Source organism: Albimonas sp. (assembly GCF_055129145.1).
Genome location: NZ_JBSRTQ010000027.1, coordinates 12,994 through 35,275, shown reverse-complemented (window position 1 = coordinate 35,275; position 22,282 = coordinate 12,994). Strand labels below are relative to the sequence as shown.

Annotated in this window: 16 protein-coding genes; 6 read left to right on the top strand and 10 right to left on the bottom strand. The window is 71.4% G+C overall.

Annotated elements, in window-relative coordinates; genetic code table 11:
- From ACTB72_RS06845 to ACTB72_RS06835, 3 genes are all read right to left on the bottom strand, one after another.
- A partial coding sequence (locus tag ACTB72_RS06845) for a 2OG-Fe(II) oxygenase family protein (RefSeq protein WP_463036237.1) occupies window positions 1-519 on the bottom strand: 519 nt, incomplete at its 3' end.
- A gap of 148 nt (window positions 520-667) precedes the next feature.
- Window positions 668-2,029, bottom strand: coding sequence for an 8-oxoguanine deaminase (locus ACTB72_RS06840; RefSeq protein WP_463036236.1), 1,362 nt, complete (start codon window positions 2,027-2,029; stop codon window positions 668-670).
- Window positions 2,026-3,213 carry a urate hydroxylase PuuD gene (locus ACTB72_RS06835; protein WP_463036235.1) on the bottom strand — a complete coding sequence of 396 codons (1,188 nt, stop codon included), beginning with the start codon at window positions 3,211-3,213 and terminating at the stop codon, window positions 2,026-2,028. The genes ACTB72_RS06840 and ACTB72_RS06835 overlap by 4 nt, the downstream gene beginning before the upstream one ends.
- A gap of 125 nt (window positions 3,214-3,338) precedes the next feature.
- On the opposite strand from ACTB72_RS06835, the gene uraD reads away from it, so the two are divergent.
- Window positions 3,339-3,875: a 2-oxo-4-hydroxy-4-carboxy-5-ureidoimidazoline decarboxylase gene (gene uraD / locus ACTB72_RS06830; protein WP_463036234.1), complete on the top strand. Its 537-nt coding sequence runs from the start codon at window positions 3,339-3,341 to the stop codon at window positions 3,873-3,875.
- Window positions 3,876-3,949: 74 nt separating this feature from the next.
- Here the strand turns inward: uraD and ACTB72_RS06825 are convergent, their stop codons facing one another.
- Genes ACTB72_RS06825 through ACTB72_RS06810 form a run of 4 tightly spaced genes read right to left on the bottom strand, consistent with a single transcriptional unit; the run spans window position 3,950 to window position 8,939 of the window.
- Entirely contained in the window at window positions 3,950-4,864 is a 915-nt protein-coding gene (locus ACTB72_RS06825; RefSeq protein ID WP_463036233.1) for a histone deacetylase family protein, read from the bottom strand.
- Window positions 4,861-7,785, bottom strand: coding sequence for a bifunctional [glutamine synthetase] adenylyltransferase/[glutamine synthetase]-adenylyl-L-tyrosine phosphorylase (locus ACTB72_RS06820; RefSeq protein ID WP_463036232.1), 2,925 nt, complete (start codon window positions 7,783-7,785; stop codon window positions 4,861-4,863). Before ACTB72_RS06820 ends, ACTB72_RS06825 begins: the two co-directional genes overlap by 4 nt.
- A 52-nt stretch (window positions 7,786-7,837) precedes the next feature.
- On the bottom strand, window positions 7,838-8,503 hold the full coding sequence (gene zapA, locus ACTB72_RS06815; RefSeq protein WP_463036231.1) for a cell division protein ZapA: 666 nt from the start codon (window positions 8,501-8,503) through the stop codon (window positions 7,838-7,840).
- A gap of 58 nt (window positions 8,504-8,561) precedes the next feature.
- On the bottom strand, window positions 8,562-8,939 hold the full coding sequence (locus ACTB72_RS06810) for a hypothetical protein (protein WP_463036230.1): 378 nt from the start codon (window positions 8,937-8,939) through the stop codon (window positions 8,562-8,564).
- Between the two features lie 280 nt (window positions 8,940-9,219).
- On the opposite strand from ACTB72_RS06810, the gene tkt reads away from it, so the two are divergent.
- Window positions 9,220-11,238, top strand: a complete 2,019-nt coding sequence (gene tkt / locus ACTB72_RS06805) for a transketolase (RefSeq protein ID WP_463036229.1) — start codon at window positions 9,220-9,222, stop codon at window positions 11,236-11,238.
- Between the two features lie 120 nt (window positions 11,239-11,358).
- Here tkt and ACTB72_RS06800 read toward each other — a convergent pair whose 3' ends face one another.
- Together ACTB72_RS06800 and ileS are read right to left on the bottom strand one after the other, a co-directional pair.
- Window positions 11,359-12,972, bottom strand: a complete 1,614-nt coding sequence (locus tag ACTB72_RS06800) for a calcium-binding protein (RefSeq protein ID WP_463036228.1) — start codon at window positions 12,970-12,972, stop codon at window positions 11,359-11,361.
- Window positions 12,973-13,329: 357 nt separating this feature from the next.
- Window positions 13,330-16,311 carry an isoleucine--tRNA ligase gene (gene ileS / locus ACTB72_RS06795; RefSeq protein ID WP_463036227.1) on the bottom strand — a complete coding sequence of 994 codons (2,982 nt, stop codon included), beginning with the start codon at window positions 16,309-16,311 and terminating at the stop codon, window positions 13,330-13,332.
- A gap of 357 nt (window positions 16,312-16,668) precedes the next feature.
- On the opposite strand from ileS, the gene ACTB72_RS06790 reads away from it, so the two are divergent.
- The gene (locus ACTB72_RS06790; RefSeq protein WP_463036226.1) at window positions 16,669-17,313 is read left to right on the top strand and encodes a VPLPA-CTERM sorting domain-containing protein; all 645 of its coding nucleotides are present in this window, start codon (window positions 16,669-16,671) and stop codon (window positions 17,311-17,313) included.
- A 216-nt stretch (window positions 17,314-17,529) separates the two neighbouring features.
- On the top strand, window positions 17,530-18,159 hold the full coding sequence (locus ACTB72_RS06785; protein WP_463036225.1) for a VPLPA-CTERM sorting domain-containing protein: 630 nt from the start codon (window positions 17,530-17,532) through the stop codon (window positions 18,157-18,159).
- A gap of 119 nt (window positions 18,160-18,278) precedes the next feature.
- Here ACTB72_RS06785 and ACTB72_RS06780 read toward each other — a convergent pair whose 3' ends face one another.
- Window positions 18,279-19,469, bottom strand: coding sequence for a pyridoxal-phosphate-dependent aminotransferase family protein (locus tag ACTB72_RS06780; protein ID WP_463036224.1), 1,191 nt, complete (start codon window positions 19,467-19,469; stop codon window positions 18,279-18,281).
- 347 nt (window positions 19,470-19,816) lie between these two features.
- Here ACTB72_RS06780 and ACTB72_RS06775 point away from each other — a divergent pair, with 347 nt between their 5' ends.
- Together ACTB72_RS06775 and recR are read left to right on the top strand one after the other, a co-directional pair.
- The gene (locus ACTB72_RS06775) at window positions 19,817-21,616 is read left to right on the top strand and encodes an ABC transporter ATP-binding protein (RefSeq protein WP_463036223.1); all 1,800 of its coding nucleotides are present in this window, start codon (window positions 19,817-19,819) and stop codon (window positions 21,614-21,616) included.
- An 89-nt stretch (window positions 21,617-21,705) separates the two neighbouring features.
- Complete coding sequence (recR, locus tag ACTB72_RS06770) at window positions 21,706-22,278, top strand: recombination mediator RecR (protein WP_463036238.1); 573 nt, start codon at window positions 21,706-21,708, stop codon at window positions 22,276-22,278.
- Window positions 22,279-22,282: the final 4 nt, after the last annotated feature.

Genomic DNA, 22,282 nt, shown 5'->3' with positions numbered 1-22,282 from the left:
GCCGCGGGTGACCGGGGCCACCCGGTGCAGGGCGAAGGCGGGGAAGGCCAGCGCGTCGCCCTGGGCGCGGGGCGCCTCGCGCGGGGTCCCGTCGCCGTTGACCTCGAGCCCGCCGCCCTCGTAGTCGCCCTCGGCCGACAGCTGGGTGACCACGGTCAGCTTGCGCCGCCGCGCATGGGGCCCGTCGCCCACGTCGGAATGCCAGTCGAAGCCGCCCGGCCCGGCCCCTTGCTCCGCCTCCGCGTCGTAGCGGGCGACCTGGCTGCGTTCCTCGAACGCATCCACGTCGAAGCCGAAGCCGGTGCGGTTGGCCTCGGAGATCGCGCGCATCAGCCGTTCGAACACCCAGGCGCCCGCGCCCTCGTCATCCAGCCAGGCGATGCGGGCGCGGCGCTTCGCGGTTTCGCGCCGGCCCCCGACCAGGCGGGCTTCGGCGAGGTCGGAGGCCTCGGCCTGGGCGACGATGCGGGCGCAATCTTCGGCGGAGAACAGGGCGGGCAGCACGAGCGGTGCGAGCATGTAGAGGTCGGACCCAAGGGGGGCGGCGCGGGGCGCGCGGCCGGTGGGCGTGATTACGCCGGCGGGCTGGCGCGCGCGCGCCTGTCCGCGACAGCGTCCGGTCGGGAAACGCGCTTTCGGGAGGGGAGACCGCGGGCGAGCCCCGTCCCTAAAGCCCCGCGAGGCGCCGGGTCAGCGCCTTCTGCCGCGCCACCACGCTGTCCCAGCCCGCCATGACGATGCGCCCTTCGCGCACCACCGCGCGCCCCTCGACCCGCACCTCGCGGGCCTTCGCCGGCGCGCACAGGATCAGCCCGGCCACCGGATCCCAGGACCCGGCCTGCGCGATCCCGCCCGCCCCGTGCGCCGTGTCGAACACCGCGAAATCCGCCCGCTTGCCCGGCTCCAGCGACCCCAGGTCGTCGCGCCCCAGCACCGCCGCCCCGCCGCGCGTGGCGATCTCCAGCGCCTCGCGCGCGCTCATCGCGTCGGCCCCGCGCGAGACGCGCTGCAAGAGCATGGCCTGGCGCGCCTCGCCCATCAGGTCGCCGCCGTCGTTGGAGGCCGAGCCGTCCACGCCCAATCCCACCTTCACCCCGGCATCGCGCATCGCCCGAACCGGCGCGATCCCCGAGCCCAATCGACAATTCGAGCAGGGGCAATGCGCCACCCCCGTCCCTGACCGCGCGAAGAGGTCGATCTCCGACGCGTCGAGCTTCACGCAATGCGCGTGCCACACATCCGGCCCGGTCCACCCCAGTCCTTCCGCGAAATCCCCCGGCCGCTGCCCGAACCGCGCCAGCGAGAACGCGATGTCCTCGTCGTTCTCGGCGAGGTGGGTGTGCATCATCACCCCCTTGTCGCGGGCGAGCAGGGCCGAATCCCGCATCAGTTCGGGGCTCACCGAAAACGGCGAGCAGGGCGCCACCCCCACCCGGATCATCGCGCCGGGCCGGGGATCATGGAAGGCGTCGATGACCCGGATGCAGTCGTCCAGAATTGTTTTTTCGCCTTGGCACAGAACATCCGGCGGCAGTCCCCCCTGGGACTCTCCCACGCTCATCGAGCCGCGCATGGCGTGAAAGCGCACCCCCAGTTCGCGGGCGGCGTCGATCTCGTCATCCAGCCGCGCGCCGTTGGGGAACAGATACAGATGATCGGACGACAGCGTGCACCCGGCCAGCGCCATCTCGCCCAGACCGATCAGCGCCGAAACCCGGATCTCCTCCGGCCCCATCCGCGCCCAGATCGGGTAGAGCGATTGCAGCCAGCCGAAGAGCAGCGCGTCCTGGCCCGCCGGCACCGCGCGGGTGAGCGTCTGGAACAGGTGGTGATGGGTGTTGACCAGGCCCGGCGTCACCACGCAGCCGGCGGCGTGGATGATCTCGTCGGCCTCGCGCGGCAGCTCGGCGGTGGGGCCGACCGCCTCGATCAGCCCGTCGCGCACGAAGAGCCCGCCGCCGGGGATCTCGCGGCGGGTCCCGTCCATGGTGACCAGCACCTCGGCGTCGCGCAGCAGCAGCGTGCTCATGGCGCCGGCGCCCCGGCGCGCAGCCAGGCGCCCAGCACGGCGCGATCCTCCTGGGTCATCCCGGTCTCGTTGCCCAGCGGCATGATGTTGGACAGCACCGCCTGCGCCAGCATCTTGGGGGCATGGGTCCGCATCTGCGCCACCGTGTCGAACATGATGCCGCCCGGCGCCTCCTCGAATCCCTCATGGGCAGGCGCGGCCGCATGACAGACCGAGCAATGCGTCGTCACCAGCGCCATGGCGCGCGGCGCGTCGACCTCGGCGGTCGCCTGATCCGGCCGCCAGGCGCTGATCGCCATCATGCAGATGAAAAGCGCGGTCGCCGTCGGCCACTGCCAGCGGATCGCCCAGCCGTGCTTGCCCTGGTCGTGCATGTTGAAGAAATGCCGGACGATCCCGCCGATCGCCAGAATGAAGCCGACCAGAACCCAGTTATGCGGATGCCCGAAAGCCATCGGGTAATGATTGGAGATCATCATCGCGAGCACGGGCAGCGTCAGATAGTTGTTATGGGTCGAGCGCAGCTTGGCGATGGAACCGTATTTCGCGTCTGGCTCGCCCCCCGCCTTCAGCACCTCCACCACCTTGCGCTGGTTGGGGATGATGACCAGGAACACGTTTCCCGACATCATCGTCGCGATCACCGCCCCGGTATGCAGCCACGCCGCGCGGGCCGAGAAGACCTGGCCGTAGCCCCAGCACATCAGCAGGATGGCCGCGTAGAGCACCGCGAACATCACCGCCGGCTGCGATTTCAACGCAGACTTGCACAGCGCGTCATAGAGCGCCCAGCCCAGCCCCAGCGAGAAGATGGAAATGCAGATCGCGGTGAACACCGGCAGGTCGGCGACCTCGCGGTCGATGAGAAAGCTCGAGGCGCCCCAGTAATAGGTGACGGTCATCATGGCGAAACCGGTGAGCCAGGTCGAATAGCTCTCCCATTTGAACCAGTGCAGGACCTGGGGCATCTTCTCGGGCGCGACCGCGAACTTGCGCACCTGATAGAAGCCGCCGCCATGCACCGACCAGCTTTCGCCCTTCACGCCCTGGGGCAGGTCGGGGTCGTGGCGCAGCGAATAGTCGAGCCACATGAAGTAGAACGAGGAGCCGATCCAGCCGATAGCCGCCACGATATGCGCGGCGCGCACCGCGAAGCTGATCCAGTCGTGAAAGATGGCTTCCATCGTCGCGCGCCCCCTGCGTCCGCCGTTCCGGGCTTTTCAGCCGCCCTGCGCGGACGTTAGCGTTGCGGCGCGGCGCCCGCCAAGCCCCGATTTCGCGCCGCAGCATGAACGAGGCGAGCCCGACCATGACCGACGCCCCCGCCCCCGCCTTCCGCCCCGCGCCGGCCGCCCTGCCCCGCGAAGAGTTCGTCGCGCGGTTCGGCGGCGTCTACGAGCATTCGCCCTGGGTGGCGGAGCGGGCCTTCGATGCGGGGCTCGGTCCCGACATGTCGACGCCCGCGGGGTTGTCGGCCGCGCTGCACGCGCAGGTGGCGACAGGGGGGCGGGACCGGCAGCTGGCGCTCTTGCGCGCCCATCCCGACCTTGCGGGAAAACTGGCGCTGGCGGGGGGCCTGACGGCGGAGTCCCGCGCCGAGCAGGCGGGGGCTGCGCTCGACCAGTGCACGGCGGAGGAGCTGGCCGAGTTCCAGGCGCTCAACGACCGCTATCAGGCGCGGTTCGGCTTCCCCTACATCCTCGCGGTGCGGGGCCGGCATCGGACGCAGATCCTGGAGAATTTTCGGGAGCGGGTGGAGAACCCGCCCGAGGTCGAGTTCGCCGAGGCGATCGAGCAGGTCCGTCGCATCGCGCTGCTGCGGCTGGAAGCGCTGGCGGCGTCGTAGGGCGGGTGCGAACCCGCCGCCCCCTCCCCGCCAGGCGCGCGGCCCGGGCGGAGCGCGGCGGGTTCGCACCCGCCCTACAGCGCCGCGGCCTCCTCGAACAGGATCGCGTGACGCGCCGCAAGCTCGTCGGGATCGCGCGAATAGCCTCCGCCCAGCGCCGCGGCGATGGGCAGGCCCCGGGCCCGGACGGTTTCCAGCACCAGCCGGTCGCGGCGGCGCAACCCGTCGAGGGTGAGGGAGAGGCGGCCGAGCCGATCACCCTCCCACGGATCCACCCCGGCGTTGTAGAAGACGAAATCGGGGTCGGCGCGCTCCAGCGCCTGCGCCAGCCCGTCGGTCAGGGTCGCAAGGTAATCCGCGTCGCCCAACCCGTCGACCAGGCCGACATCGAGGTCCGAGACCGCCTTGCGCGCCGGGAAATTCTTCTGCGCGTGGATGGAGAAGGTGAAGACCCGCGGCTCGTCCGCAAAAATCCAGGCGGTGCCGTCGCCCTGATGCACGTCGCAATCCACGATCAGGATGCGCGCCGCCAGCCCCTCGTCCAGCAGCGCCCTCGCCGCCACCGCCACGTCGTTGAACACGCAGTAGCCTGAACCGTAATCCGGCCCCGCATGATGCGAGCCCCCGGCGGCGTTGACCGCCAGCCCGTGCTCCATCGCCAGGCGCGCCGCGAGCAGCGTGCCCGCGCTCGACAACGTGGCGCGCCGCGCGACGGCGGGCGTGGAGGGGAGGCCGATGCGGCGCATCTCCTCCGCGGTGAGCGTGCAGCCGATGACGCGGTCGACATAGCCGATATCATGGGCGGCGGCGATGCGCAGCGCGGGGAGGGCGGCGGGGGCGAACCACTCGCCCGGCCTCATCATGCCCCGCGCCTCCAGCGCCCGGCGCAGATAGTGGTATTTCGACATCGGGAACGGGTGGTTGGGGCGCAGCGAAGCCACGTAGTCCGGGTGCCAGACGATCGGGAGGCGCCTGGGGGGGAGGGTCATGGCGCCTCGGGTCCCGCCGCCTCGACCGGGGGGAGCAGCCGGTCCACGATCTCCGCCGCGCGGGCCTGCGCGGCGGCGAGCGCGGCCTCGAGCCCCGCGAGATCCTCCGCCCCCGCCACCCGGCAGAGCACGGCTTCCAGCCCCGCCCCGACGGCGGCGGGATCGAAACGGCCGCTGAGCGTCACCCGCAGCGCCTGCAGGGTGCGGGACTGGAGGCGGTGCGCCTCCCCCAGCGCCTCGGCGTCTTCGGGGGAGAGCGCGCCGCGGGCCGCCAGCGCCGCCAGCATCCGCGGCGCGTCGGCGGCATGGGGCAGCGCCGCGCAGGCGGCGGCGGGGTCGGGGGCGGCGGCGATTTCGGCGAGGATCCCCGACTGGGCGGCGAATTCCACATCCATCAGCCCGCCGCGCGAGCGCTTCACCGACCAGGGCGTCCGTTTGGCGGCCTGGGCGGCCCCGGCGACGCGGGCCCGCATTTCGGCGGCGTCGGCGCGGATCAGCGCGGGGTCCTGGGGGCGGGTCAGCGCCTCCGCGATCGCCGCATCCGCCGCCGCCATCGCCCCGGGCCGCCCGGCGACGGCGCGGGCGCGGGTCAGGGCCATCCGCTCCCAGGTCCAGGCGCGCTCGGCATGGTAGTCGCGGAAACCGGTGATCGACGTCGCGACCGTGCCCTGCCGCCCCGACGGACGCAGGCGCATGTCGATCTCGTAGAGCGTGCCCTCCGCGGTCTTGGCCGACATGGCGAGGATCAGGGCCTGGGCGAAACGGGCGTACCAGATGCCGGTGGTCAGCGACTTCGGGCCGTCGGAGGCCTCCACCCCCGCCGCCTCGTAAAGCAGGATCAGGTCGAGGTCGGAATTCGCCGTCATCTCCCGGCTGCCGAGCCGGCCCATGGCGAGCACCGCGGCGCCCTCCCCCGGGGCGGGCCCGTAGCGGCGGGCGAATTCGGCCTCCACTTCCGGCATCAAGGCGCGCAAAGCCGCCTCGGCGATGGCGGAGAAGCCGCGGCCCGCCTCCTCCGCGTCCGCTATGCCGCGCAAGAGCTGAACCCCCATGCGGAAGCGCATCTCCTTCGCCCAGCGGCGGGCGGCGTCGAGCTTGCGTTCGTAGTCGTCCTCCCGCCCCAGCCACTCGCAGAGCTCGGCCATCAGCGCGTCGGCGTCGGGCAGCGGGCGGAAGAAATCGGTGGCGAGGATGGCGTCGATGACCCGCGAGGACCGGCCAAGCTCTTCCGCCAGCCGCGGCGCCGCGGCGCAGATCTCGGCGATCAGGTCGAGCAGGCGCGGGTTGGCCGAGAACAGCGACAGGATCTGCACCCCGGTCGGCAGACCCGACAGGAAGCGGTCGAATTGCAGCAGCGCGTCGTCGGGGGAAGCGGCGCGGGCGAGCGCGTCGAGGATCAGCGGCTCCAGCTCCGCCAGCAGCGCCCGCGCGCGCTCGGACCGCGTGGCGGGGATCGCGCCGTCGCGCCAGCGGTCGACCAGCGCCGCGCCGACGTCGGGGCGCGCGAAGCCGCGGGTTTTCAATGACGGCGCGCAGGGGGCGGCGGGGCTTTCGGGCTGGGCCTTGCGGGGGGCGGAGGGGGCGAAGAAGGTCTCGGTGATCTTCGCGACGGCGCGCAGGCGGGCGTCGAGCTCGGCCTCCAGGGTCCGGCGGTCGGGGAACCCCGCCAGCGCCGCGATGCGGTCGCGGGCCTCCGGCGCGGTGGGCATGTCGTGGGTCTGGCGGTCCTCGACCATCTGCAGGCGGTGCTCCAGCTCGCGATGGGCGAGGTAGGCGGCGTCGAGCACCGCGGCCGTCTCCTCGGCCACCCAGCCCGCCTCGACCAGCGCGGCCAGCGCCGGCCTTGTGGCGCGCGGGCGCAGCGCCGGGTCGCGGCCGCCGCAGATCAGCTGCCGGGTCTGCACGAAGAACTCGATCTCCCGGATCCCGCCGCGGCCAAGCTTCACGTCATGGCCGGGAACCGAGATCTCGCCGCCCGAGCCGCGATGGGCGCGGATGCGCTGGCGGATGTCATGGGCGTCGCGGATCGCGGCGAAGTCGAGGAAGCGGCGCCAGATGAACGGACGCAGGCGGTCGAGAAACGCCTCGCCGGCCGCGATGTCGCCGGACGCGGCGCGGGCCTTGATGAAGGCGGCGCGTTCCCAGGTGCGGCCGAGGGATTCGTAATAGCGCTCGGCCGTGTCCATGCCGAGGCAGACCGGCGTGACCGAGGGGTCGGGGCGCAGCCGCAGGTCGGTGCGGAACACATAGCCCTCGCCGGTGGGCTTCGACAGCATCAGCGACGCGGCCTGGCAGACCTTGACCAGGCGGGCGCGGATCTCGGCGTGGTCGTCGGGGGCGTGGCGGCTTTCGTCGTAGAGGAAGATCAGGTCGATGTCGGACGAATAGTTCAGCTCGCGCGCGCCGCCCTTGCCCATGGCGATGGAGACGAGGCCGGAGGCGCCGGTCGGGTCGGCCTCGGCCCCCGGCAGGCGGCCGCGGGCGATCTCTTCCATGAGACCGGCGCGCAGGGCGGTGTCGACGGCGATGTCGGCGAAATCCGACAGCGCGCCGGTCACCGCCTCCAGGTCCCAGACCCCGCCCAGATCGGCGAGCCCGGTGAGGAGCGCGAGGCGCCGCTTGCCCCGGCGCAGCAGGCCGTGGCGGGCGCGGGGCTCGGCGGTCGCGACCTCGGCGGCCTCGGCCAGCAGGGTGTACAGCGCGGTCTCGGGGGGGAGGGCGAGGGCGCCGGGCAGCCAGGCGGCTTCCTTGACCATCAGCTCCCGCAGATAGGGGGAGGATCCGGCGGCGCCCTCGATCAGGGGGCGCAGTTCGGGGAGGGCGAGGTCGGGGCCGAGCGCCGCCCACGCCTCCGCCCCCCGCTCGGGGTCATGGGCGCGGGGGGCGCGGGTCAGGCGGGGGGCGAAAGGCGCATGGGTCATGGCGCGAGCATCGCGCGGGGGGCGGCGCTGTCAACCGGAGAGGGCGGCGCGGTCAGCGGCGGAGGTCGTCATCCGCCGCTTCGGGGTCGAGGTCCTCCTCGTCCTCCGCGTCGTCAGCATCCTCGTCGACATCGAGCGTGAGGCTGACGGCCAGATCATCTTCCGCCTCGTTCTCTTCCTCGTCCTCGAGGTCGTCGCCTTCGGCCGCGTCCTCCGCCGGGTCTTCCTCGTCGTCCGGGGCGGCGTCACCCTCATCCGCGTCCTCGTCCTCGTCGTCTTCGAGGTCGACGTCCTCCTGGATCTCGGCGGCGAGGGTGCGGACCCGCGCGGCGGCGTCCTCAAGCGCGGCGAGGGCGGTGGCTTCGGCCTCGCGCGCCTCGGCGAGCTCCGCCTCCAGCTCCGCCACCCTTGCGGCGAGGGTGTCGTCGAAGAAGCCCCGCTGCTGCGCGTCGGGCGCCCCCGGGGCGAGATCGTCGTCGGGCGCCGGCGCCATGGCGGCGGCGTCGAGCGTGGCGCGGAAGCGGTCGCCCAGCATCAGCGAGGTCATCAGCAGCACCCGGCTTTCCGGGATGCCGGCGAAGCGGTCGCCGAACTGCTCGCGCAGGATTTCGGCCTCGTCGGCCAGCAGGGCGGCGGCGCGGGTGAGGTTGTCCTCCTCCCCGTCGGCGCAGGCGACGCGGTAGCTGCGGCCGGCGATGGCGATGTCGAGATCGGCCATGATGGGGATCAGTCTCCGGATACGGGAAAGGTCGGGAGGGGGGCGCGCGAGGCTCGCGTCACACCACGGCGCGCAGCTCGGCCAGCGCCTCCTCGATCATGGTGGCGTCCTCCTCGCGCAGCGCGCGCAGGCGTTCGAGCTCCTCGCGCGCGGCGGCGAGCTCGTCGCGCAGCGCGTCGCGGTCGGCCTCGGCGTCGGCGGCCGCGGCCTCGGCCGCCGCGGCGGCGTTGCGCCGGTCGGTCAGGGCGTGCTCCAGCTCCACCACCCTCGCCATCGCGGCGCGGGCGGCGGCGTCGGCCTCCTCCAGCGACAGCGCTTCGGCCTGGGCGTCGCCCGCCTGTTCCCGCAGATCCTCGACGGCCGCCTCAAGCTCGCCCAGCGCCGCGGCCAGCGTCCGCTTGGCCGCCGCGATTCCCGTGCTTCGCGTCTGCGCCACGCGCATCCCTCCGTCCCGTGGCCTGCCCGGCCTCGCGGTGTGTTCCGCTTCGCGTCCCGCATTCGCGATCACGCCTGTCGCGGGCGATTCGAACATCCGCGCGCGCCCCCGTCAAGCGCCCGCGGACGAGGATTCCGCCCCCGATGCCCCGGCGCGCCCTTGACCATGCGGCCCCTTCGATGCATGACCGCCGCGGCCCGCGCCCCCTGCAAGGCGTCCGCCCGGCACGCCCCAGTCCGGCGGCAAGATCCGGCGGCAAGATGACGAAAGGCGAATCAACGTGGACATTCCCACCCTCCGCGCCCGCCATCCCGAGCACTGGATGAAAGCCGCCGCGATCCGCACCCTCGCCATGGATGCGGTGCAGGCGGCGAATTCCGGGCATCCCGGCATGCCGATGGGCATGGCCGACGTGGCCACCGTGCTGTTCGAGAAGCACCTGAAATTCGACGCCGGCCATGCCGGCTGGCACGACCGCGACCGCTTCGTGCTGTCGGCGGGCCATGGCTCGATGCTGCTCTACGCGCTGCTGCACCTGACCGGCTACAAGGGCATGAGCATCGACCAGCTCAAGAACTTCCGCCAGTGGGGCGCCAAGACCGCCGGCCACCCGGAATACGGCCATGCCGAAGGGATCGAGACCACCACCGGCCCGCTGGGCCAGGGGCTCGCCACAGCGGTCGGCATGGCGATGGCCGAGGAATCGCTCGCCGCGCGCTATGGGAAGAAGATCGTCGACCACCGCACCTGGGTGATCGCCGGCGACGGCTGCCTGATGGAGGGGATCTCCCAGGAGGCCATCGGGCTCGCGGGCAAGCAGAAGCTCTCCAAGCTGATCGTGCTCTGGGACGACAACGGCATCACCATCGACGGACGGGTCGATGCGTCGGACATCACCGACCAGCTGGCGCGGTTCTCCGCCTCCGGCTGGGCGGTGCTGAGCTGCGACGGGCATGATCCGGTCGATATCGACCGGGCGATGACCGCGGCCAAGGCCGACGACCGCCCGACGCTGATCGCCTGCAAGACCCATATCGGCTACGGCAGCCCCAAGAAGCAGGACACCGCCGGCGCCCATGGCTCGCCGCTGGGCGACGCCGAGATCGCCGCGGTCCGCGAGATCTACGGCTGGAGCCACGCGCCCTTCGTGATCCCCAACGACGTCGCCGCCCAGTGGGCGGAGATCGGCAAGCAGGGCTCGGGCGAGCGCTACGCCTGGGAGGCGCGGCTGGGCATGCTGTCGCCCGCCAGGCAGGCCGAGTTCGAGCGGGTGATGACCGGCGAGACCTCGCCCAAGCTCGCCGCCGCGGTGCGCAAGCTGAAGAAGCAGCTGATCGAGGACCAGCCCAAGGTCGCGACCCGCAAGAGCTCTGAAATCGCGCTCGGCGCGATCAACGCGGCCTGCCCGGAAACCATCGGGGGCTCGGCCGACCTCACCGGGTCCAACAACACCCTGACCACCGGGCTCGGCGCCTACGACGCCGACAACCGCAAGGGCCGCTACGTCTATTACGGCATCCGCGAGCATGGCATGGCGGCGGCGATGAACGGCATGGCGCTGCACGGGGGCGTGATCCCCTATGGCGGCACCTTCATGTGCTTCACCGACTACGCCCGCGGCGCGATGCGGCTGTCGGCGCTGATGGGGGTGCGGTCGATCTACGTGATGACCCATGATTCCATCGGGCTCGGCGAAGACGGCCCCACCCACCAGCCGGTCGAGCATCTGGCGATGCTGCGCGCCACGCCCAACACCCTCGTCTTCCGCCCCGCCGACTCGGTGGAGACGCTGGAGTCGTGGGAGATCGCGATGACCACCAAGGGCGCGCCCTCGGTGCTGGCGCTGTCGCGGCAGAACCTGCCGGCGGTGCGGACGAAGAACCAGGCGAAGAACCTCGTCGCCCAGGGCGCCTATGTGCTGGCCGAGGCCGAGGGCAAGCGCCGCGCGATCCTGATGGCGACGGGTTCGGAGGTCGAGATCGCGCTCGCCGCGCGCGACCTGCTCCAGGCCGACGGGATCGGGACGCGGGTGGTGTCGATGCCGTGCTGGGAGCTTTTCGCCGCCCAGGACGAGGCCTATCGCAGGAAGGTGCTGCCCGCGGGTCCCGTGCGCGTCGCCATCGAGGCGGCCGGGCCGTTCGGCTGGGACCGCTGGCTTTGCGCCGAGCGCGGCTCGGAGAAGAAGGCGGCTTTCGTGGGCATGGAGGGCTTCGGCGCCTCCGCCCCCGCGCCCGAGCTTTACGCCCGGTTCGGCATCACCGCCGAGGCCGCGGCGGCCAAGGTCAAGGCGCTGCTCTGATCCCGGGGCGTCGCGCCCGACGCGACGGGATCGCGAGACGACGGCGGGCGGCCTGGTCGGGCCGCCCGTTTTCGTTCGGTCGAGGCCGGGTCCGCCGGCTTTCGGCCAGCCTTCGGGGCGTCAGAAGAAGTCGACGTTCATCTGGCTCTCGTCGATGTCCTCGACCAGCGTGTCCTGCAAGGTGAGCGTGGCGACCGTGTTGCCCAGAAAGCTCGTGAAGTTGAGGAGCACGTCGTCGCCGTCCTGCACCAGCTGCAGGGACGACTTGCTCAGCGGACCGCTCCGGAAGTAGAGGAAGTCGCCGTCTTCGAAATCGGTGATCACGTCGTCGCCGAAGTCGTAGCCGTGGAACCGGAACTGATCGTTCCCGTCGCCGCCGCTCAGGGTGTTGGCGCCGTCGCCGCCCACGATGTAGTCGGCGCCGTCGCCGCCCTCGATCACGTCGTCACCGGCCCCGCCGAAGAGCCGGTCGCCCCCCGCGCCGCCGCGCAGCACATCCTCGCCCGCCCCGCCGTCGAGCCGGTCGTTGCCGGCGCCGCCGTCCATCACGTCGTTTTCCGCGCCGCCGACCAGCCGGTCGTCGCCGGCGTCGCCGTTCATCAGGTTCGCGCCGGCGCCGCCCTTGAGCAGGTCGTTCCCGTCGCCGCCGTTCATCAAATCGTCGCCCGCGCCGCCGCTGAGCCGGTCATCCCCGGCGCCGCCGTTCAGGGTGTCGGCGTCGTCGTTGCCGGCGAGCTTGTCGTTGCCGTCGCCGCCGTTGACCACGTCCGCGCCCGCGCCGCCGCCGATCCGGTCCTTGCCGGCGCCGCCGTCAAGGGTGTCGGCGTCGTCGCCGCCCACGAGGATGTCATCGCCCTCGCCGCCGTCGAGCGTGTCCGCGCCGGCGCCGCCGTAGAGCCGATCCCGGCCGTCGCCGCCCATCAGGTCGTCGGCGCCGTCTTCGCCGTAGAGCTTGTCGTTGCCGGCGTCGCCGAGCAGCTGGTCGTCGTCGGCGCCGCCATAGAGGTCGTCGCCCCCGGCCCCGCCGTTCAGGGTGTCGTCGCCTTCGTCGCCATAGAGGCTGTCGCCCCCGCCGCCGCCGTTGAGCAGGTCGACGCCCATGCCGCCCGCGAGGGTGTCGCGCCCGCCGCCGCCTTCCAGCGTGTCGTCGCCGTCGTTGCCGTAGAGCTCGTCGGCCGCGTTCTGGCCGTAGAGCGTGTCGTCGCCGAGCCCGCCGCGAAGATCGTCGGCCCCGCCGCCGCCGCGGATGTCGTCATCGCCCTCGGTCCCGTAGACCTCGTCGGCGCCGCCGAGCGCGAACCAGGCGGCGGCGGAGGTCTGCTCCAGCAGCACCGCGTCGGCGCCGGTGGTGAACGGGGTGATCTGCAACGTGTCGACCGCGATCTCCGTGGCGCCTTCGAGCAGCGCCGGCCCGCCCTCGGCATCCGAGATCAGCCGGTAGGACACGAGGAGATCGCCGGCGGCCGCGTCGGTCGGCAGGTCGAAGGCGCGGGTCAGGGGGCCGAAGCTCTCCCCCGCATCGAGCCGCGGCACGTCGACCACGATGGTCGAGGTCTGCTCGGCGTCGGTGGTCTTCGACAGATAGGTCACCTTCACCTCGACCTGCGCGCCGGTGGTGGAGCGTTCGTCGCCGGTGTTGGTCAGCGTGAAGCCGTCCATCTTGATGCGGTCGCCGCCGTCGCGGCGGCCGAGGAAACGAGCCACCTGGGCGTCGAAGGAAAGAAGTGCGGCCATGGAGGGCTCCTTGCTGGGCTCGCGGGGGCGGCCGGCGAGACGGGGATACGGTTCGGGACAGACGGTCGGGGCCGCCGCGACGGGCGCGGCGGGCGGCGTTGGAAAGGGTCGGACCTGCTGTTCGGCAAGGCGCGTCCGCCCGGTCCCGCAAGGGGAGGAGGGCGGCGGGTCGGCGGCGTACGCCGTCGTGCGACGCGGCTTTTGTCACGTGCCGATGAGGAATGCGTGAAGGACCGCGGTTAACGGGGCGGCGCGTGGCGGAGACCCGCCCCAAACGCGAAACGCGGGCGAGGCTCGAAGCCCCGCCCGCGTTTCATCTCTCGCAACCGTTGCCGGGGGGTCCCGGCCTTTCCGGGATCAGACGCCGGCTTCGGTCAGCGCCGCGTCGCAGCGGACGCAGACGGCCTCATGCGCATGGGTTCCCACATCCGGCAGCACCTTCCAGCAGCGCGCGCATTTCTCCCCCTCCGCCAGCGCCGGAACCACCGCCACGCCCGCCACGTCGGGCAGCGCGAAGGCCCCCGCCGGCGCGGCCGCGTCGGTCAGGGTGATGCCGGAGGTGATGCAGAGATCGGCGAAGAACACCGAGTCCAGCAGCGCCTTCAGCGCCGGATCCGTCACATGCACCACCGGCGCCGCCTCGAGGCTGGAGCCGATGCGCTTTTCGCGACGCTCGATCTCCAGCGCCCCGGTGACCACGCGGCGGGCTTCGCGGACCTGAGCCCACCGCTTGGTCAAGAGGTCGCTGTCGCGCCAGTCCGGCGTGACCGGAAAGTCCTGGAGATGGACCGAGGACGCGTCGCCGGGGAAGCGTTCCAGCCACGCCTCCTCCATGGTGAAGACCAGGATCGGGGCCAGCCAGGTGACCAGGCGATGGAAGAGCGCGTCCATCACCGTGCGGCAGGCCCGACGGCGCAGGCTGGAGGCGGGGTCGCAGTAGAGCGTGTCCTTGCGGACGTCGAAATAGACCGAGGAGAGCTCGCCGGTGGTGAACTGAAAGAGCGTCTGGAACACGGTCTGGAAGGCGTAGCGGCCGTAGCCCTCGCGCACTTCGGCGTCGAGCTCGGTCAGCCGGTGCAGCACGAAGCGCTCCAGCTCCGGCATCTCGGCGACGTCGACCTTTTCGGCGTCCTCGAAGCCGTCGCAGGCCGCGATCAGGAAGCGGAGCGTGTTGCGCAGGCGGCGGTAGCTGTCGGCGGTGCCCTTCAGGATCTCCGGCCCGATGCGCTGGTCGGCGGTGAAGTCGGACTGCGCCACCCAGAGCCGCAGGATATCGGCGCCGTACTGGCGGATGATGTCCTCGGGCGCCACGGTGTTGCCGATGGACTTGGACATCTTCATGCCCTTCTCGTCCAGCGTGAAGCCGTGGGTCAGCACGCCCTCATAGGGCGCCCGGCCGCGGGTGCCGCAGCCCTGCAGCAGCGAGGAATGGAACCAGCCGCGGTGCTGATCCGTGCCCTCCAGATAGAGCGACGCGGGCCAGATCCCGTCGGGACGGTCGCGCAGCGCGAAGGCGTGGGTGGAGCCGCTGTCGAACCAGACGTCGAGAATGTCGGAGACCTTGGTCCAGTCGGCGGGGGTCACGCCCTCGATCCCGGTCAGGAAGCGGGCGTGGGCGTCGTCGTTGAACCAGGCGTCGGCGCCCTCCTCGCGGAACGCGGCTTCGATCCGGGCGTTGACCTCCGGATTGCGGAGGAGTTCGACCTCGCCCGGCCCGGTCTCGCGCATGAAGCAGGTCAGCGGCACGCCCCAGGCGCGCTGGCGCGACAGCACCCAGTCGGGGCGCGCCTCGATCATCGCATGCAGGCGGTTGCGGCCCGAACGCGGGGTGAACTCGACCAGCGTGTCGATGGAGGTCAGGGCCCGTTCGCGGATGGTGGTCCCGTGATCGTCCATGCCGTCGTTCAGCGCCACGTCGATGGCGGCGAACCATTGCGGCGTGTTGCGGAAGATCAGCGGAGCCTTGGAGCGCCAGGAGTGGGGATAGGAATGCTTGACCCGCCCGCGGGCGAGCATCGCGCCGACTTCGGCCAGCTTGTCGATCACCCGCTTGTTGGCGTCCTTTTCCTTGCCCTTCTGGTCGAAGATCACCGCCCCGCCGAACAGCGGCAGGTCGGCGCGGTAGGAGCCGTCCTCCATCACGTTGTAGGTCATCGGCAGGCCGAACTTGCGCCCGACCTCGTAGTCGTCCGCGCCATGGGACGGCGCGGTGTGGACGAAGCCGGTGCCGGCCTCCTCCGTCACATGATCGCCGGGCAGCATGGGAACGTCGTAGTCCCATTCCCCCTGCCCCTCCGCCACGCCGCGCAGCGGGTGGGCGAGGACCATGCCCTGGAGTTCGTCGGCGGGCACGTCGCGCACCCGCTCGAACGCCGCGACCTTGGCCTTGGCCATCACGTCCTCGGCCAGCGCGTCGGCGAGGAACAGGAGGTCCCCGGTCTTCGCCCAGTTGTCGGCGGGCGCGTCGGTGATCTTGAACAGACCGTAGGCGACGGTCGGGTTGAAGCAGACGGCGCGGTTCTGGGGGATGGTCCACGGCGTCGTGGTCCAGATCACCACATGGGCCTTCAGCGCGGCGACGGCGCGGCGGGAGGCGTCCTCCTTGACGGGATCCTCCTCCACCGGCCAGTCGGCCTCGCCGGCCGGGGCTCGGACCACCGGGAACTTCACCCAGATCGTGTGGGACTGGTGGTCGTGATATTCGACCTCCGCCTCGGCCAGCGCGGTCTTCTCGACCACCGACCACATCACCGGCTTCGAGCCGCGATAGAGGCTGCCGTTCATCACGAACTTCATGAACTCGGCGGCGATCACCGCCTCCGCATCGAAGTTCATGGTGAGATACGGGTCGTCCCAGTTCCCCGTCACGCCGAGGCGCTTGAACTCCTCGCGCTGCACATCCACCCAGCCTTCGGCGAACTTGCGGCACTCGGCGCGGAACTCGTTGACCGGCACCTGGTCCTTGTCGAGACCCTTGGCGCGGTACTGCTCCTCGATCTTCCACTCGATCGGCAGGCCGTGGCAGTCCCAGCCGGGCACGTAGCGGCTGTCATGGCCCAGCATCTGCTGCGAGCGGACCACGAAGTCCTTCAGGGTCTTGTTCAGCGCGTGGCCGATATGCAGGTGGCCGTTGGCATAGGGGGGGCCGTCGTGGAGCACGAAGGGCGGGCGGCCCTCCGCGGTTTCGCGCAGGCGGTCGTAGACGCCCAGCTTCTCCCACCGCGCCAGCCATTCGGGCTCGCGCTTGGGCAGGCCGGCCCGCATCGGGAAATCGGTCTGCGGCAGGAACAGGGTGTCGCGGTAGTCAGGGGCGGTCTTGTCGGCGGTGTCGGCGCACATGGGCGGACGCTCCGTGAGGCGAATGACTCGGGATCAGGCGGATCGGCCGGGGGCGGGAGAGGGCCCGCCGGCGCGCGAATGTGTCGGGCGGCGCCCCTGATCGCTCAGGAGGCCGCCGGGCTAATTCGCAGGCGGCGGAGGGCCGGGGATATCGCGCGCGGATCGCTCATGCGCCGCTGCATACACCCGGCGTCCGGGGTTGGGAAGTGGGGCGCGCCGGCGCGGCGCGGGGGCGGTGCGACAAAGAGGACGCGGGGCGGCCGTTGCGTCATGCCGAAACATGGACGAAACGTAAATCAACATGAACAATGTTGTTCATGTTTGAGATTGGCGTTTTTTTCCGGGAGCCTCGCAGACATGTCCCCCCTTTCGACCACGCTTGCGGGGAGCTTCGCGCTGCTCCTGTCCGCACTCTCCGTCCCGGCTCAGGCTGGAGTCACCTACGACTTCGAAGGCACGGTCACCAATGTCGGCGGCTTCACGGACGGCATGTACCAGTCCATACAACTGAGCTTCACCTTCGCCGGAACCTTCGAGCTTCCCGAAACCCCGGGCGCCGCCCTGATCACCCTGGTCAACGTCTCGACTTTTTCCATCTTCAGCACGGAGTTCGATACGTCGAACGTCTATGCCGCGGGCCAGTCGATCGATGTCGGGGGCGGCGAGTTCAACACGACGTTCACGCTCGGCAGCGCCGAAAACGGAGCGTATCCCGAAGAATCGAAGGATGGCTTCCTCCTCACCTTCGCCCTGACCGGGCTTGAGGGGCTGCTCGCGGAACCGTCCAGCTTCACGCTGCCGGTGTTCAGCGCCGAGGTCCGGGGCTCGCTGCCGGACTATTCGGAATATGTGGATCTCGACTCCGGCCTGACCGGCACGGGCGCCATCACCTTCACCCGGGCGGAGGTGTCGGCCGTGCCGCTGCCGGCGGCGGCGCCGTTGCTGGTCGCGGCGCTCGGCGGACTGGGGGCGCTGGGCGCCCGGCGTCGCCGGCGGGCCTGAGCCGAAACGGACGACGCCGGGGACCCCCGGCGTCGCCACCTCGCCCAGCCCGGCGGACAGGCGGCGGCGGCGGGCGCAGGATGGACCGTTTTCCTGGTTCTACGATTTCGGTTCGTTTTTTTCGTTGCTCATTCAACTTCCCGAGTATTAATAACGAGTGAATGCCCGACCCCGAGCGACTCCGCTTTCGTTTCACGGGCGACACAGGAGCTTTGCATGTCCTTCCCGCGTACCTGCCTGGCCGCCGCCGGCCTGACCCTCGCCAGCGCGCTCGCCGCGGCGCCCGCCCTCGCCGGGGCGATCTATCAGACCTACGAGTTCTCGGGCTCCATCAGCGGCGCCACCGGCTGGGACCCCACCTACGCGCCGAGCTCGATCTCGTTCACCTTCTCCGGTTCGGTCGGCGTGGATCCCGGCACGGAAGGTTGGTACGTGGCCGAGGTGGCGTCCTTCTCGGGCATCACCATCGGCACGACGGAATTCGACATCGACGACATCATGATTTCGGTGCAGGTGGACGACACCTATACGCTTCTCCGCGTTCAGGGCGTGATCTACGGCGAAGGGGCCGACGTCACGACCGTCGGGACGGACGACTTCACTCTGGACTTCTACAATCCCAGCTCCCCCCTCAGCGCGAGTCCCGAGTCCCTCGTGCTGCCGCTGGGATGGGTCAACGTCACCAACGCCGGCGCCGTCGGCATGGGATATGCGGGGAGCCAGTCGGAATTCGGCACGGCGACCATGGCCCAGGCCTCGACCGTGCCCCTGCCCGCCGCCGCGCCGCTGCTGGCCGCGGGCCTGGCGGGGCTGGGCCTGTTCGGCGCGCGGCGCAGGCGGGGCTGAGGCGCAGGCGGGGCGCAAGACCGTCGCCGCGATGACGAAAGGCGCGCCCAGGGGCGCGCCTTTCGCATGTTCGCAGGCGGGTTCGGCCGGGCGGGCGCGCGCCCGCCGCCCCGCATCGCTCAGGCGGCGGCGAGCTCGCGCGCGATGGTGGCCGAGGCGGCCGAGAGGCCCGGGCCATGCGGCACGCCCATCACCCCGAACGCCGTCTCCACCGCCCCCAGCGTGCCGAGGATCATCGGCGGGTTCAGCCAGCCCATATGCCCGATGCGGAACGAGGTGCCGGCATAGCGGCCGAGCCCGATGCCCAGCGTCACGCCCATCTGGCTCTCGCACATCTGGCGCAGGGCGGCGGGGGGGAAGCCGCGGGTGAGGATGGTGGTGACGGCGTTGGCGCGCGCGTCCTCGTCGGTCACGTTCAGCTCCACCGGGCCGCCGTTCGACCCCCAGGCCTCCACCGCCGCGCGGGTGGCGTCGGCGAGGATCCGCTGGCGGCGCCAGGCCTTCTCGATCCCCTCCTCCTCCAGCAGCATGGTCAGCGCCTGGCGCAGGCCGAAGAGCAGATGGGTGGGGGCGGTGCCGCCGAAGCGCTGGTAGAACATCTCGGGCGCGGCGCGGGGCTTCCAGTCCCAATAGGCGGTGACGAGGTCGCCCTGCCTCTCCCAGGCCTTGGGGCCGATGAAGGCGAAGCTCAGCCCCGGGGGGGTCATCAGACCTTTCTGGGAGCCGGCGACCATCGCGTCCACGCCCCAGGCGTCGAACTCGAAGACCTCGGTGCCGAGCGACGCGATGCAGTCCACCAGGAACAGCGCCGGATGGCCGGCGGCGTCGATCGCCTTGCGGATCGCGGGAATGTCGTTGCGGGCCGAGGAGGCGGTGTCCACCTGCACCACGATCACCGCCTTGATCTCATGGTTCACGTCGGCGCGCAGAAGCGCCTCCACCGTCTCGGGCGGGACCGGACCGCGGTCGCCGGTGGAGACCACCTGGCAGTCGACGCCCATCTGACGGGCGGACATCGCCCAGCCTTCCGCGAAGCGGCCGCAGTCGAAGGCGACCGCCTTGTCGCCGCGCGAGAACAGGTTGGAGACCGCCGCCTCCCATGCGCCATGGCCGTTGGCGGCGTAGACGGCGACGCGGCCTTCCTTCGTGCGGGCGACGCGCTTGAGGTCCTCGTAAAGGCCCTCGACCATCACGGTGATCTCGCCCTCGTAGATGTTGGGCGCGTCGCGGTGCATGGCGTTGAGCACCCGGTCGGGCATGACCGAGGGGCCGGGGATGGACAGGAAATGCCGGCCGAAAGCGAGGGACATGGCGGACCTCTTGAGGGGGCGGGGTTCGGGCGCGCGCGCCCGCGGGACCGGACAGGGCTACAGCCAATCGTTGCGGTGCAAAAGATATCGAACGTCGCGGCGCCCGTGCTTCGGCCGGGCCGAAGGCGGGCGCGCGGCGGGCGGGCGAGACAATCCAAGGGTTTGCGCTGCGGAACCCGCGGCGAGGCGGCGGAATCACTTTTCGTGATCGCCAAGGCGTCGGATCGCGATGCCCCCTCCCCCCCGCGCGCCCCTGCCCTCTGGACCTTCGCGCCCACGCCGCTAGACAGGAGCCCCGACGCCGCCCCCCTCGGCCGCGTAGGATCGCGTCCAAGCAGGAGCACCGCATGGCCGACCCCGCCGTCAAAGCCTACCGCGCCGCCGCAGCGACCCTGCCCCGCGCGCCGGTCGAGGCGCGCACCATGGACGTGCTGGCCCGGCTCTGGCGCGACTGGCTGCGGCCCTACTGGCGCCGTCTCGTGCTCAACCTCATGCTGATCGCGCTGGTGGCGGGGGCGACCTCGGTCTATCCGTTGCTGATCAAATGGGCGCTGGAAGGGTTCGAGACCCGGGCCCTCGACGTGATCCGCTTCGCCCCCGTGCTGGTCATCGCCGCGGTGACGGTGAAATCCGCGGCGCTTTACGCCCAGCGGCTGCTGACCAACGCCATCCTTTCCCAGATCGACGCCGACCTGCAGCGGGCGATGTACGCGGCCCTGATGCGCGCCGATCTGGCGACGCTCGACCGCGAGGCCCCGGCCGCCACCGCCAACCGCTTCACCACCGACATTCTGGTGCTGCATTCCTCGGTGGAAAAGCTGATCACCGGGCTGATCCGCGACGGGCTGACCGTGATCGGGCTGCTGGGTGCGCTGCTCTGGATCGACTGGGAACTGACCCTCTACGCGCTCGGCGCCCTGCCGCTCGCCGCCATCCCCATCGGCAATATCGGCCGGCGCCTGCGCCGCATCGCGCGGCGGTCCCAGGAAGAGGCCGGCGAGATGACCGCCCGCATCGCCGAGGGTCTCAGCGGCATCCGCCTTTCGAAGACCTACCGGCTGGAGGGCTACCTCTCCGAAAAGGCCGGCGAAACCTTCGAGAGCCTGCGTCGCCTGCGGGTCCGCGCCGCCGACCAGCGCGCCCGCATCGACCCGTTCCTGGAACTGCTGGCGGGCCTCGGCCTCGCCATCATCTTCTGGGTGATCGGGGCGCGGATCGCGGCGGGCACCAACTCCATCGGCGAATTCATGGCCTTCGTGTCGTCCTTCCTGATCGCGGGCCAGTCGCTGCGCGGCTTCGGCACGCTCTACGCCGAGGTCCAGCAGGGCTCGGCGGCGGGCGAGCGGATCTTCACCGTGCTGGACGCCGAACCCAGGATCGCCGACCGGCCGGGCGCCGTCGCCCTGCCCCGCGTGACCGGCGAGATCCGCTTCGACCATGTCAGCTTCGACTACGAGGGCGGCGCGGCGGCCTTGCGCGACATCGACCTGACCATCCCCGCGGGCGCCAAGGTGGCGCTGGTCGGGCGGTCGGGGGCGGGCAAGACCACGCTGATGAACCTGATCCCGCGGCTCTACGACGCCACATCCGGCGCGGTGCTGATCGACGGCCGCGACATCCGCGAGGCGACGCTGCGCAGCCTGCGCGGCCAGGTCGCGGTCGTGGGCCAGGATGCGGTGATCTTCGACGACACGGTCGCGCGCAACATCGGCTTCGGCGATCCCGAAGCCGGGCGGGACGCCATCGAACAGGCCGCCCGCGACGCGCAGGCCTGGGATTTTCTGGCGGCCCTGCCCGAAGGCCTCGACACCCAGGCGGGCGAACGCGGCCTGCGCTTTTCGGGCGGCGAGCGGCAGCGGCTGACCATCGCGCGGGCCATGCTGAAGGACGCGCCGATCCTGCTGATGGACGAGCCGACCTCCGCGCTCGATGCGGAGGCGGAGGAGAAGGTCCGCCAGGCGCTCGACCGGCTTTCCTCGGGCCGCACCACGCTGATCATCGCGCACCGCTTGTCCACGATCCGCGACGCGGACATGATCGTCGCCATGGATGGCGGGCGCATCGTGCAGATCGGCCGCCATGAGGAGCTTCTGTCGCAAGGCGGCCTCTACGCCGATCTGCACAGGCTCCAGTTCCGCGAGGGGTGAGCACCGTGCAGGACCGGGACGGATACGGCGAGAACGACAGGACCGGCATCGGCGCCAATTCCGAAGGCGCGGGCGAGGATGGCCGCGCGGTGGAGCGGCTGATCGAGCTCTTGGCCCGCCTCCCCGGCCTCGGCCCCCGCTCCGCCCGCCGCGCGGCGCTGCATCTGGTGCGCAAGCGGGATCTGGCGCTGACCCCGCTGGCGGAGGCGATGACCGAAGTGTCGCGCACCGTGCGCCCGTGCGTGGAATGCGGGAACATCTCCACCTCCGGCCGCTGCGCCATCTGCCGGGATCCGCGCCGCGACGGGTCGACGCTCTGCGTGGTGCAGGACGTGTCGGACCTGTGGGCGATGGAGCGGGGCGGCGCCTTTCGCGGGCGCTATCACGTGCTGGGCGGGCTTCTGTCGGCGCTGGACGGGGCGGGGCCGGAGGAAATCGGCATCCCCCGCCTCGCCGCCCGCGCCCGCGAGGGGGTGGCGGAGGTCATCCTCGCCCTGCCCGCCACCATCGACGGCCAGACCACCGCCCACTACGTCGCCGAAAGCCTGCCCGAAGGCGTCGCCTGCACCACGCTCGCCCAGGGCGTGCCGATCGGCGGCGAGCTCGACTATCTCGACGACGGCACCATCGGCGCGGCCTTGCGGGCGCGGCGGTCGCTTTAGGCCG